The organism is Microvirga arabica (genome assembly GCF_016811235.1).
Classification (GTDB): Bacteria; Pseudomonadota; Alphaproteobacteria; order Rhizobiales; family Beijerinckiaceae; genus Microvirga; species Microvirga arabica.
In genome coordinates, this window is the sequence record NZ_JAFBID010000076.1 from 1 (window position 1) to 13,425 (window position 13,425).

Below are 13,425 nucleotides of genomic sequence, written 5' to 3' on the forward strand. Positions count from 1 at the left end.
GGCGCTGTCTGCCGCCCACTTCCAGATGTTTACCCTGTAAGCACACCCGCTCACACCCGAACACACCCACAAGCAAAGGAGCCGGCCCTCACAGGCCGGCTCTTCGCGTTTCAAGTGGCTGAGGCGCTACAGAGATCGAGTACGAAAAAAGCCTGCATCGCGTGAGTGCCGGCTTTGCATGCTGGCGAATGACGTCGCCTTAGGCTGCCGCATCCGCCAGCGCGATCTCCGCGCTGGTGTTCTCCGTCAGCGGCAGATGGACCAGCACGATGGTGCCGAGGCCTTCCTGGCTCTTGATGCGTAAGCTGCCGCCATGGAGTTCGGTGAGCGAGCGGGCGATGGCGAGGCCGAGTCCTGAGCCCTTGTAGCTCTTCGAGAACTCGGTCTCGACCTGCTCGAAGGGCTGACCCAGCTTGTGCAGGGCGTGCGCCGGAATGCCGATACCGTTGTCCTCGACATAGATGTTGACCGCGTTGCCGGCCTGACGCGTGCGCACCGTGATGCAGCCGCCTTCGCTCGTGAACTTCGTGGCGTTCTGGAGCAGGTTGACGAGGATCTGGTGCAGGGCGCGCTCGTCGGCGGGCACCACGATGTCGTCGGGGTTCACGTCGACGGTGACGGAGAGGTTCTTGGCCTTCGTCTGCTCGCCTACCAGCTTGAGGGCGCGTTGGATCGCGGCGTGAACCTCCATCGGCTGCTTGGTGAGAGACGTGCGGCCTGCCTCGATGCGCGACATGTCGAGGATGTCGTTGATCACCGACAGGAGATATTGGCCGCTGGAGCGGATGTCGGAGCAGTATTCCTCGTACTTGTCGGAACCGAGCGAACCGAAGATGCCGCTCTGCATCACTTCCGCAAAGCCGATGATGGCGTTGAGCGGCGTACGCAGCTCGTGGCTCATGTTGGCCAGGAATTCGGACTTGGCGCGGTTGGCGCTCTCGGCCTGCGCCTTCTGGTCGAGGTAGCGCTCGGCGAGGTCAGCGAGCTGATGTGTCTGCGCCTCGAGCTTCTGGCGCGACTGCTTGAGATCGAGAACGGTGGCGATGAGCTCCTTCTCGGATTCGACGAGGCGGTGCTCATGGCGCTTGAGCGCGGTGATGTCCGTACCCACGGACACGTAGCCGCCGTCCTTGGTGCGGCGCTCGTTGATCTGCAGCCAGCGGCCGTCCTGAAGGCGTGCCTCGAAGGTGCGTGCGCCCACATCCTGCTGCTCGCGGCGCAGGAACTGGTGCTGCACTTCCGGCGGGCGGCCGAGCGCCATCACGTCCGCATAGGATTTGCCCTGCAGCTGCGCATCGGCCGGCAGCTCATGCAGCTTCTGGAATTTCGAGTTGCAGAGCACGAGGTTGTTGTTGGCATCCCACAGCACGAAGGCCTCGGAGATCGCCTCGATGGCGTCGTGCAGGCGGGCATCGGCCTTGGCGGTCTTCTCCTCCAGGCCGCGCTGCTCGGTCACGTCCACGGCGATGCCGACGAGATGGCTTGCCGCATCGTCCGGATCGTTCATCAGTTCGGCGCGGGCGCGCAGCCACACCCAGTCGCCCGTGATGCTGCGGATGCGGAACTCGTAGTCGACGAGCGACGTGCTGGCGGAGGCAAGCTGTTCGGCCAAGGTGAAGAGATCCTGATCCTCGGGATGGATCATGGCGTTCACTTCGCCGAAGGAGAGGAACTCGTCCTGGCGCTCGTAGCCGAGGAGTTCGTACATGGAATCGGACCAGTAGATGCGGCCGCGGCCGATGTCCCAATCCCACAATCCGCAACGTCCGCGGTTGAGCGCGGAATCGATGCGGTCGCGCACCTTCTCGCAGACCTCGTCGGCGGCGCGGGCGCGGTTCGCCTGCATCACATAGGCTACGCCGATGCCGAGCAGCACCAGAATGGTGGCGCCGAGCAGCGAGACGTGACCGATGGTGCGCGTCCACCAGCCGGACAGGATGTGCGGCATGGGCTGCACGAGCGCGATCTGTCCCGATGAGGCGGGAAGCGCGCGAACGGTCGCCATGCCCTCAACGCCGCCGGGCAGCCGGACCGTCATGACGCCCGCGCGGTCGGCAAACAGCATCAGGGGCTGCGCTTCGCCCAGGATGTCGGTGAGCTTGGCGGGGGCATTCGTCATCGGCGGATAGACGGCCAGAACTACGCCTGCCTGATCGACCAGCATGAGCATGCGGTTCTGCGTCAGGGCGCTCGGCGGCATGTCCTTGGCGAGCTGCTCCAGCTGCGCCGCAGCCTGCGCGCCGTTGCCGGGAGCAGGAGCGGCACCAAGCTTCGCCGCCGATAGGGATGCGATGATGTCGATGTCGCTGATGGCGTCGAAAAGCGTGTCTTTGCGGCCGTCGCGGATCTGCACCCAGGCGCTGCCCGCAAGCGTAATGAGAAACAGGATCAGGACCGCCGGAACTGCCAAGCGGAGCAGAGGCTCATAGCGTTCGAGCCGTCGATAGGTGGGGTTCGCGTCTGATCGCGTCACCCCTAGAATCGTACCCGCACGCGCGGGTACGCATGCGGTCACCGCCCCCGCCATGCGATGCTTCCTCCGGAACCATTTGCGTCCTGTTTCGGAGGACGTGCCGCATCTCTCCGAATCACTAACAATAGAATCTTGAGCGGGTGATTTGTCTAGTTAGTAGAACCCGAAGGTTAATAAAAAATTTCCTATGTCGTCTTCCCCTGGGGAAATCTGGGACAATGCCAAACCTATTCATCCATATAGGTTATTTGGATTGGCTCTCCTCAAGGGAGCGGCTCACGATATCCCCTACATCGCGGGAAAGGTTGGGCTTTTGCGCGATGGAGCGCAGGGCCTCTTCCGCGTGCTTTCGCCGCCCGTTTTCCATCATTCGCCACGTGCTGAAAGCGGTGAGGAGGCGGGCGGCCAACTGCGGATTCAACTCGTCCGCGCGCAGGACGATCGAGGCGAGGAGTCGGTAGCCCGCGCCGTCCGCCCTGTTGAACTGAACCTGGTTCAGCATGGCGAAGCTTCCGATCAGCGAACGCACCCGATTGGGGTTGCCGAGCGAGAAGGCGGGATGCTCCATCAGGTGCTTCACCCGCTCGAGCGTCCCATCTTCGGGGATCGCGGCCTGCAGGGTGAACCATTTGTCGATGACGAGCGGCTCGTTGCGATAGCGCTCTCCAAACCGCGCGATGGCGTCCTCGCGTGCTTTGCCCGGAATGGTCGTCAGCACGCTGAGTGAGGCGAGGCGGTCCGTCATGTTGGTTGCGGAATCGAGTTGCGCCAGAGCAAGCGCTTCACCAGTCTCGGGATCAGCCGCGGCCAAAAGATCGAGGCAGGCATTGCGCAGGCTCCGGAGTCCGGCGCTTGCCGCATCCGGGCTGTAGGGGCCTGAATCGGTGAAGGACTCGTAGATGCGCTGCAGTTGCCCCGCGCCGGTCGATCCAAGGCGGTGTCGCAGTTCGGTTCGGGCGCGGTGGATCGCATCCGGGTTTACATCCTGGCCGATCTCCTGCGCGATGTCGGCTTCGCTCGGAAGAGTCATGACGAGAGCCGCAAAGGCCGGATCGTTCTCGGCATCCCTGTCGATGAAGGCGCAGAGGGCAGTCGAGAATGCGTCGATCTCCTCGCCCGGGACCTGAGCGTTGATTGAGAGGGAGGCCAGCAATCGCATGGCGACGGTCTGCGCCGCCTGCCACCGGTTGAATGCATCCGTGTCGTGACGCAGGAGGACGAGCAATTCCGCGTTGGGAAGATCGAGCGAGACCTTCACCGGGGCCGAGAAGCCCCGGAACAGCGACGGAACCGGCAGGGACGTCACGCCCGTGAAGGTGATGCTGGCGGCTGCCTTGTCGAACAGGAACACGCCCCGTTCGTCCACCCGGTCGCAGGCTGCGCTCAGGGGGGACCCGTCATGCGAGACGAGACCGAGCGTGACGGGAATGGCCATCGGCTCCTTCTTCGCCTGCCCGGGTGTCGGGGGCGTGCTCTGGGTGAAATCGAGGCGGTAAGTATGCGCGGCTCCGTCATAGTGGCTCTTCACCGTGACGCGGGGCGTTCCGGACTGCTCGTACCAGCGGGCGAAATGCGACAGGTCGCGGCCCGTGACCTCCGCGAAGGCGTTGAGGAAATCCTCGACCGTGGCGGCCGTGCCGTCGCAACGCCCGAAATAGAGATCCATGCCACGCCGGAAATCCTCCTCGCCGATGATCGTCTTGAGCATGCGGACGATCTCCGCGCCCTTCTCGTACACGGTGGCGGTGTAGAAGTTGTTGATCTCGCGATACTGGCTCGGGCGCACCGGATGGGAGAGGGGACTCGCATCCTCCAGGAACTGCCGGGCCCGCAGGGTCTTCACCTCGGCGATGCGATGCACGGGACGTGAGCGCTCGTCGGACGAGAATTCCTGGTCGCGGAAGACCGTCAGGCCCTCCTTCAGGCAGAGCTGGAACCAGTCCCGGCAGGTGACGCGATTGCCGGACCAGTTGTGGAAATACTCGTGCGCGATGATCGCCTCGATATGGGCATAATCCATATCGGTGGCGGTCTCAGGAGAGGCCAGGACGTATTTGTCGTTGAAGATGTTAAGGCCCTTGTTCTCCATCGCGCCCATATTGAAGTCCGACACGGCGACAATGTTGAACACGTCGAGGTCGTATTCCCGGCCAAAGACCCGCTCGTCCCAGCGCATGGAGCGCTCGAGCGCATCCAGGGCATAATCGGCCCGGTTCTCCTTGCCAGGCTCCACATAGATCGCAAGCTCCACCTCGCGCCCGCTCATGGTGGTGAAGCTCTTGGCGACGCGGCCGAGCCGGCCGCCGACCAACGCGAAGAGATAGGACGGCTTGGGATGCGGATCGTGCCAGACGGCATAGTGCCGGCCGGTATCGTCAATCGATCCGCTCTCGACGGGGTTGCCGTTGCCGAGGAGAACGGGTGACTCCTCACGGTTGGCCTCGATGCGGGTGGTATAGACGGAGAGAACGTCGGGCCGGTCGAGGAAATAGGTGATGCGCCGGAAGCCCTCCGCCTCGCATTGCGTGCAGTAATTGCCGCTGGAGCGATAAAGGCCCATCAGCTTGGTGTTGGCTGTCGGGTTGATTTCGGTCTCGATGGTCAGGGTGAATGCCTGGCGCGGCGCCTGAGCAATGGTGAGCGATTGCGGCGAGGCCTCGAACTCTTCCGATGACAGGACGCGCCCGTCCAGCGCCACGGACTTCAGGTTCAACTCGTCGCCATCGAGAACCAGGGGCGCATCCGAGCGCCCGGCCGGATTGGGCCTCATGACGAGCGTCGCGGTCACCCTGGTCTCCTTCTGGTGCAGCTTCACGTCGAGATCAACATGGTCGATCAGGAAGTCGCTGGGCCGGTAATCCTCAAGGCGAATGACGGAGGCTGTCTCGGTGCGCATCGGGTACCCGTATGAAACGAAGTTGCGTTGGTTCTAGGGCCTTGGGGAGGGACCGCCAGTCTGCTTGGCGCAGCAAGGCTTAAAAGTCACGGGATCTTGGCCAAATCCAAGGCTTTTTCTGCGCAACAAAATGGTACCCCTTGATCTCCGGGCGAAACACGCCATCACGTGGACTCCGCTCACGGAGATGATCATGGAATACCTGCACACGATGGTTCGCGTCTCGAACCTCGAACAATCCCTCGATTTCTTCTGCAACAAGTTCGGCCTGGTCGAAGTGCGCCGGATCGAAAACGAGAAGGGCCGCTTCACCCTCGTGTTCCTGGCTGCTCCCGGCGATGTGGAGAAGGCCCAGGACACCAAGGCGCCGCTCCTGGAGCTCACCTATAACTGGGACGAGCATGACTATGCCGGCGGCCGGAACTTCGGCCATCTCGCCTACCGGGTCGACGATATCTACGAGACCTGCCAGAGGCTGATGGACGCGGGCGTCACCATCAACCGTCCGCCCCGCGACGGCTACATGGCCTTTGTCAAAACCCCCGACAACATCTCCATCGAGCTGCTCCAGCGCGGCGAGCCGAAGCCCGTGCAGGAGCCCTGGGCCTCCATGGCCAATACCGGCACCTGGTAGTCGCGACCTCGGCTGCCCCTTGGCGAAAAGGTCTTGCTCCGCCATTCTACCCGGCCCACCATAATAAAGCCGGGTCGAACCGGCGGAGGAACATCGTGGTACGAGACACAATCCGCTTCTGGCGGCAGGGACGAGCAGTCGAGGTTTCAGGCTTTCATCCGCGCACCACGCTTCTGGACTATTTAAGGCTTCAGGAGCGTCGCGTCGGCACCAAGGAGGGCTGCGCGGAGGGCGATTGCGGCGCCTGCACCGTGGCCCTTGGCCGGGTGAGCGGCGGGCGCGTGCACTACGAGCCGGTCAATGCCTGCATCCTGCTCCTCGGCCAGATCGACGGAGCGGAACTCGTCACGGTCGAGGATCTCGCGGCAGGCGGCGAACTTCACCCGGTGCAATCCGCCATGGTGGAGGCGCATGGCTCCCAATGCGGCTTCTGCACCCCCGGCATCGTGATGAGCCTCTTCACGCTCTACCACGAAGGTGAGCGGCCCCTGAGCCGCGAGAGCGTCAACGATGCGCTTGCCGGCAATCTCTGCCGTTGCACAGGCTACAGACCCATCGTCGACGCGGCGCTGCAGGCCTGCGGCGATGAGCCCAGAGATAGCTTCAGCGAAAGCGGCGAGCAGAATGTTCAGGGCCTGACGGTGCTCGCCGACGGGCAGGACGTCTTCATCGGCGTCGAAACCCGCTTCTTCGCGGCGCCGGCCAGCCAGGATTCCCTTGCGGCGCTTTACGCGCGGCACCCCGACGCCACCCTGGTGGCCGGCTGCACCGATGTGGGGCTATGGATCACAAAGGGCATGGCCGAGATCGAGAAGATCATCTGGCTCGGGCGCGTAGCGGGTCTCGATCGCATAGAAGAGACCTCCGACGTGCTCGGCATCGGCGCGACCGTGACCCATGCCGAGGCCCATCCGTCGCTCGCCCGTATTGATCCCGATCTTGGCGAACTCATGCGCCGCTTCGGATCCTGGCAGGTGCGCGCCTCCGGCACGGTGGGCGGCAACATCGCCAACGGTTCGCCCATTGGTGATCTCGCACCCGCGCTGATCGCATTAGGCTCCGAGCTGGAACTGCGCCATGGCGATGCCACGCGCACCATGCCGCTTGAAAACTTCTTCATCGCCTATCGCAGGCAGGATCGGGTGCCCGGCGAGTTCGTGCGCCGCATCACGGTGCCGAAACTCAAAGGCAACGAGGCTTTTCGCGCCTACAAGGTCTCCAAGCGCTTCGACGAGGATATCTCGTCCGCGATGGGCGCGTTCAAGTTTACCCTCGACGGCAGACGTATCGCCGAGGCCCGCGTCGCGTTCGGCGGCATGGCGGCGACATCGAAGCGGGCGCTCGAGACCGAGCAGGCGCTCACCGGCCTCTCGCTCGATGAGCCTTCGACCTGGGGCGAGGCCATGGCGGCGATCGCGCGCGATTATCAGCCCCTCGACGATCACAGATCCTCGGCTGCGTACCGCGCCACGGTGGCGCGCAGTCTCGTGTTGAAGGCCCTGAGCGAGACCGCATCGGGCGAGACCCGCGCCACGCGCATCATCGGCCAGCGCGACGCGCTCCAGGCGGCGGAGTAGGGCGATGAACGAGCAGCCAAAACTCACCGCCGCTTCCACCTCCCCCTTGAGGGGGGAGATCGCGCCGCAGGCGCGGGAGGGGGTGGGAAACTCCACATCTGCCAATGTCGCGCTGTCACCCCACCCCGGAGCGCTGACGCGCTCCGACCCTCCCCCTCAAGGGGAGGATGTTGAAGTTCTGCGCCACATTCGCAAACCCCTGCCGCACGATTCCGGCCCGAAGCACGTTCAGGGCGTTGCGCAGTATATCGACGACATTCGCGAGCCCGAGGGCACGCTGCATGTGGCCATCGGCCAGTCGCCGAAGGCGCGTGGGCGCCTGATCTCCCTCGATGTGTCCGCCGTGCGCGCCGTGCCCGGCGTCGTTGCGGTACTCACAGCCGCAGATATTCCCGGCAAGAACGACGTGTCGCCCGCCTTCGGCGACGATCCGCTCTTCGTCGACAGCGATATCGGCTTCTTAGGACAGGCGCTCTTCGCCGTCGTTGCTACGAGCCGCGACACTGCGCGGCGCGCCGTCAAGAAGGCCGTGATGGAGATCGAGTCCGAGACGCCGAGCGTCTCGGTCGACGATGCGCTGGAGCGCGGCGAGACCGTTCTGCCGGATTATGCTTACGGCCGCGGCGATCCGGATGCCGTCATCGCGCAGGCGCCGAGGAAGCTGGAAGGCCAGTTCCGCGTCGGTGGGCAGGAGCACTTCTATCTCGAAGGCCAGGTCGCCCTAGCGATACCGGGTGAGGACGGCGACATTCACGTCTATTCCTCGACCCAGCATCCCACGGAAGTGCAGCATGTGGTTGCCCGTGTGCTCGACGTTCCCGACGCCTATGTGACTTGCGAGACGCGCCGCATGGGCGGCGGCTTCGGCGGCAAGGAAAGCCAGGCGACCCAATGGGCCGTGACCGCCGCATTGGCGGCGCGTATCACGGGGCGTCCCTGCAAGCTGCGCCTCGACCGCGACGACGACTTCATCCTCACCGGCAAGCGCCACGACTTTCGCTGCGACTGGAAGGTGGGCGTTGACGAGGAAGGGCGCATTCAGGGCTACGCGGTCGACCTGCTCGCCCGCTGCGGCTATTCGGCGGATCTCTCCGCCGGCGTGGTCGATCGCGCCATGTTCCATGCGGACAATGCCTACTGGATGCCGGCCGTCCACATCGCCTCGAAACGGTTGAAGACCAACACCGTCTCCAACACAGCGTTTCGCGGCTTCGGCGGCCCGCAGGGCATGCTGGCCATCGAGCATGTGATGGACCAGATCGCCTGGGCAACGGGGCGAGACCCGCTCGACGTGCGCTACGCCAACTTCTACCGTCCGGGTGAAAACGTCACGCCCTACGGCATGGAGGTGGAGGAGACCGACACGCTCGTCAATCTCGTGCGCACGCTGGAGGAGACCTCGAACTACCGTGCGCGTCGCAAGGAGATCACGGCCTTCAACGCCTCTTCGCCGATCATGAAGCGTGGTATCGCGCTCACGCCGGTTAAATTCGGCATCAGCTTCACGCTCACGCACATGAACCAAGCCGGTGCCCTGGTGCACGTGTATCAGGACGGCTCCGTGCATCTGAACCACGGCGGCACCGAGATGGGGCAGGGGCTCTACATCAAGGTCGCGCAGGTGGTGGCGGAGGAGTTCGGCATCGCCATGGAGCGCGTGCGCATCACGGCGACGACGACGGCAAAGGTGCCCAACACCTCGCCCACGGCGGCGTCATCCGGTTCCGATCTCAACGGCATGGCGGCGAAGGTCGCGGCGGGCGCGATCAAGAAGCGCATGATTGCTTACGCGTCCGAAGCCTATGGCGTGCCGGAGGAGCAGATCGCGTTCCGCGACGACCGGGTGTTCATCGGCAACGAGAGCCTGCCCTTCGACGAACTGGCGAAGAAATGCATCGCGGCCCGCGTGCAGCTCTCCGAGGCCGGGCATTACAAGACGCCGAAAATTACCTGGGATCGGGCGAAGGGAACGGGCCGGCCGTTCTTCTACTTCGCCTATGGGGCGGCCTGCTCCGAGGTGATCATCGACACGTTGACCGGCGAGAACCGCCTGCTGCGCGCCGACATCCTGCACGATGTCGGCCGCTCCCTGAATCCGGCCATCGACATCGGCCAGATCGAAGGCGGCTTCGTGCAGGGCATGGGCTGGCTCACCACCGAGGAGCTGGTCTTCGCCAAGGACGGCCGCCTGCTCACGCACGCGCCTTCCACCTATAAGATCCCGGTCGCCTCCGACGTGCCGGCCGCCTTCAACGTGGCGCTCTATCCCAATGCCAACCGGGAGGAGACGATCTATCGCTCCAAGGCCGTGGGCGAACCGCCGGTCATGCTGGCCAACAGCGTCTTCTGCGCGCTGGCCGATGCGATCCATGCGCTCGATCCTGAAAAGCCCGTTCCGCTCCATGCACCCGCAACGCCCGAGGCGATCCTGCGCGCCTGCGAGGCGCTGCGGGGGAGGCCCATGGGGTGAGGGTCTGGCGTCAGCTTGCCGATTTCGTGCAGCGGCACGGAGCCGCCGCCCTCATCTCCGTGCATGACGTGAAAGGCTCCGCTCCCCGCGAGGCTGGCGCGCGCATGGTGGTGCGGCCCGATGGCGCGTTCCACGGCACCATTGGCGGCGGGCAGCTCGAATTCCGCATGCTCGACATCGCCCGCGAGATGCTGGGCGCCGGTCGTGGTCCGGCCCGGATCGTCGATCAGGCGCTCGGGCCCGATCTCGGCCAGTGCTGCGGCGGTCGGGTGAAGATCCTGATCGAAACCTTCGACAGCCGGGACATGGAGGATCTCGCGCCACTCGTCGAGGCGGAGTCGGGCGGAGGACTGTTCGAGCTGGAATGCCGGATGGAGGATGGCCGCGTCAGGCGCGAGTTCTCCTCCGCCGTGGGCGACGACCGCTGGACCGGCTGGCGTGAGACCCATGGCGAGGTGCGCACCCCCGTTCTCCTGTTCGGCGCAGGGCATGTGGGCCGGGCGCTGGTGCTGTCGCTCGCACCTCTGCCGTTTGCCGTGCGCTGGCTCGACGACCGGGACGATGCCTTCCCGGCCCATCTGCCACCGAATGCAAAGGCGGTGCGCATGCGGGATCCTCAAGCCGAGATCGCCGAGGCCAGCCCTCACGCGCTTATCCTGGTCATGACTCACGACCACCCCCTCGATATGGCGATCACGGCCGCCGCCCTGAAGCGTGACTTCCCATATGTGGGCCTCATCGGCAGCGCCACGAAGCGGGCGCGCTTCGAGAAGCGGTTCCGGGAACTCGGGCTTCCTGAGGAGACGATCCGCTCCCTCGTCTGCCCCATCGGGCTGCCCGGCATCGAGGACAAGGACCCGGCCATCATCGCGGCCTCCGTGACCGCGCAGCTGCTGCAGGTTCGGGAGCACGGGGGTATTGCCCAAAAATTCTCGCCTCCCGCGGCCTCCAACGATACATAAGCATCATGAGCACCAATCGACTCGACGATCAGCGCCATCTGGCGCGCGCCATCGAACTGTCCCGCGAGCACATGGAGGAGGGGGCCGGCGGCCCCTTCGGCGCCGTGATCGTGCGTGACGGCAAGGTCCTGGCCGAGGGCTGGAACCAGGTCACCTCCGCCAAGGACCCGACGGCTCACGCGGAGGTTACGGCGATCCGGCTGGCCTGCCAGGCTGTCGGAGACCATTCCCTGGAAGGAGCGACCCTTTATACCAGCTGCGAGCCGTGCCCCATGTGCCTCGCCTCTGCCTATTGGGCCAGGATGGGCCGCATCGTCTATGCCAACACCCGGCAGGATGCGGCCGAGATCGGCTTCGACGACAGCCTGATCTATGACGAGATTCCTAAGCCCGTGTCGGAGCGCCTCATTCCCATGGATCACCTGCCGAGCCTGGAGGCCAAGGCCGTGTTCGACGCCTGGGCGGACAAACCGGACAAGATCGCCTATTAATATCCGGCCACGCTTCCTATCTGAGCTTCACCCAATCACAGACCGAGACGAACCCATGCCCCGCGTCACCACCATCGTCCGCAAGCCTGCCGTGAAGGCCGACCGCGTCGTCGACACCATCACTCTCGACCACGCGGCGAGAAACCGCCGTCATGCGGCGCTCAAAGGTGCGGGCGGCACCGACATCCATCTCGATCTCGACATGGAGACCACCATCAACGACGGCGACGCCCTGCGGCTCGAGGATGGGCAGCTTGTTCAGGTGAAGGCTGCGGCGGAGCCGCTTCTTGAGATCAAGGCCGAGAACCCGTTGCGCCTCATGCGCCTCGCCTGGCATCTCGGCAGCAATCACGGCGTCGTCGAGGTGACGGGTGACGCCCTCTACATCGAGAACAACCCGGCGCTGGCGGAACTGGCCCGCGGGCAGGGCTGCACCGTGACCCCGGTGGAACGTCCGTTCAAGCCGGAGCGCAGCACCCATGTGTGCGATCACGACCACGGGCACCACCATCATCATGATCATGGCCACAGTCATGAGCACTCCCACGCGCACAGCCATGATCACGTGCATTCTCACGCCCACGATCATGCACATGAGCACAAGCATGATCATGCGCATCACGAGCATGGCCCCGGCTGCGGATGCGGCCACCATCATCACGGGCACAAGCACGATCACTGACCGAGCCTGAAGCCTCGATCCCGACGACCATGTCCAAGACCACCCGCGCGACGCTGGCCCTGCAACAGGCCGGCGTGCCCTTCACGGTGCACTCATACGATTACGACCCAAACGCGGAGCGCATCGGCCTGCAGGCGGCCGAGGCGATGGGCGCCGACCCATCGAGCGTGCTGAAAACCCTGATGGTGCTGGTGGACAACAAGCCAGCCTGCGTGATCCTCCCCTCCGACCAGGAGGTGAACCTGAAGAAGCTCGCCGCGGCGCTCGGCGGCAAGGCGGCCCAGATGATGAAGCCCGTGGATGCGGAGCGCATCACCGGCTACCACGTGGGCGGCATCAGCCCCTTCGGCCAGAAGAAGCGCGTCCCGACCGTGCTTGAGCAATCAGCCTTCGAGCACGCTGAGGTTTTCATTAACGGCGGCCAGCGCGGCCTACAGGTGAAGCTCGATCCCCGCGTGGCGGCTGAGGTGCTGAGCGCGAAGGTGGCGGGGGTGGTTTGAAATCTCCCCACCGCGTCATGGCCGGGCTTGTCCCGGCAATCCACGTCTTCGAAGCTGCAATAGGGCAGAGACGTGGATCCCCGGAACAAGTCCGGGGATGACGAGGAGGGACATCACCACGCTCCTATTTGCCTTGAGCCCGCCATCGCCATATGAGAGGGCCAATTCCCGCACATCCGACCGATCGTTTCGCCAGATATGACCCAAAAATTTTTCACCGTGGCTCCCATGATGGATCGGTGCGATTATGGGGTCATTTCAATGGGTTAAAGCTTGGCTGCCACAGCTCCTGGCACAACGCTCCAGCACAGCCCGTCCTCCGACAGCAGCGTGGCACCAGGTTCCGGCATGGCCGCCTCCGGCGGGCGCTCCAGATCCAGCCTGAGACCCGAGGCCAGCAGGCCCAAGCCCACGGCCCAGCCGCGCACGAACGGCGCGGGCAGTCCTAGGCGACAAGCGGCCAGCCCCACGCCGTGCGGCGGGACCAGAGCCCGCAGATCGGTTTCAAGACTCCAATAGGCTAACGGCAGCATCCCGTCGCGGGAGGACCAGCCATACAGGCGACCCTGCTCGAAAGTCAGCCGGGCGTCTTGATCCGGCGTGAACACCGTCTCTGGGGTTCGCGTGGAGCTCCGCCGGTGGGCCTCTGGCGCCGCGGTGCCGGCGGGAAAAACAAGCACATTGGTCATGCGGGCACGGAAGCTTGGCCTCAAGGCGAATTTGCGGCGGTGGAGGGCTCT

At 64.6% G+C, this 13,425-nt stretch carries 10 protein-coding genes; 7 read left to right on the forward strand and 3 right to left on the reverse strand.

From position 1 onward, the window contains the following. Positions 1-199: 199 nt before the first annotated feature. Complete coding sequence (locus tag JQC81_RS25920) at positions 200-2,473, reverse strand: sensor histidine kinase (protein ID WP_312887581.1); 2,274 nt, start codon at positions 2,471-2,473, stop codon at positions 200-202. A gap of 244 nt (positions 2,474-2,717) precedes the next feature. Beyond that, positions 2,718-5,369, reverse strand: coding sequence for an aminopeptidase N (gene pepN / locus JQC81_RS25925; protein ID WP_203274690.1), 2,652 nt, complete (start codon positions 5,367-5,369; stop codon positions 2,718-2,720). A 193-nt stretch (positions 5,370-5,562) separates the two neighbouring features. On the opposite strand from pepN, the gene JQC81_RS25930 reads away from it, so the two are divergent. The 7 genes from JQC81_RS25930 to ybaK all read left to right on the forward strand — a co-directional run bounded on the left by JQC81_RS25930 (position 5,563) and on the right by ybaK (position 12,685). Next, positions 5,563-6,003, forward strand: a complete 441-nt coding sequence (locus tag JQC81_RS25930) for a VOC family protein (RefSeq protein WP_203274691.1) — start codon at positions 5,563-5,565, stop codon at positions 6,001-6,003. 95 nt (positions 6,004-6,098) lie between these two features. Beyond that, on the forward strand, positions 6,099-7,580 hold the full coding sequence (gene xdhA, locus JQC81_RS25935; RefSeq protein WP_203274692.1) for a xanthine dehydrogenase small subunit: 1,482 nt from the start codon (positions 6,099-6,101) through the stop codon (positions 7,578-7,580). Positions 7,581-7,584: 4 nt separating this feature from the next. Next, positions 7,585-10,050 (forward strand): xanthine dehydrogenase molybdopterin binding subunit, encoded by a 2,466-nt coding sequence (gene xdhB, locus JQC81_RS25940; protein ID WP_246520668.1) that lies wholly within the window; start codon positions 7,585-7,587, stop codon positions 10,048-10,050. After that, entirely contained in the window at positions 10,047-11,012 is a 966-nt protein-coding gene (gene xdhC / locus JQC81_RS25945; protein ID WP_203274693.1) for a xanthine dehydrogenase accessory protein XdhC, read from the forward strand. Before xdhB ends, xdhC begins: the two co-directional genes overlap by 4 nt. A gap of 5 nt (positions 11,013-11,017) precedes the next feature. Beyond that, positions 11,018-11,503: a nucleoside deaminase gene (locus tag JQC81_RS25950; RefSeq protein ID WP_203274694.1), complete on the forward strand. Its 486-nt coding sequence runs from the start codon at positions 11,018-11,020 to the stop codon at positions 11,501-11,503. Between the two features lie 55 nt (positions 11,504-11,558). Beyond that, positions 11,559-12,185: an urease accessory protein UreE gene (locus tag JQC81_RS25955; protein ID WP_203274695.1), complete on the forward strand. Its 627-nt coding sequence runs from the start codon at positions 11,559-11,561 to the stop codon at positions 12,183-12,185. A 29-nt stretch (positions 12,186-12,214) separates the two neighbouring features. Beyond that, a complete protein-coding gene (ybaK, locus tag JQC81_RS25960) occupies positions 12,215-12,685 on the forward strand; it encodes a Cys-tRNA(Pro) deacylase (RefSeq protein WP_203274696.1) in 471 nt (156 codons plus the stop codon). A gap of 266 nt (positions 12,686-12,951) precedes the next feature. On the opposite strand, the gene JQC81_RS25965 is transcribed toward ybaK, so the two are convergent. Beyond that, a complete protein-coding gene (locus JQC81_RS25965) occupies positions 12,952-13,374 on the reverse strand; it encodes a hypothetical protein (protein WP_203274697.1) in 423 nt (140 codons plus the stop codon). Positions 13,375-13,425: the final 51 nt, after the last annotated feature.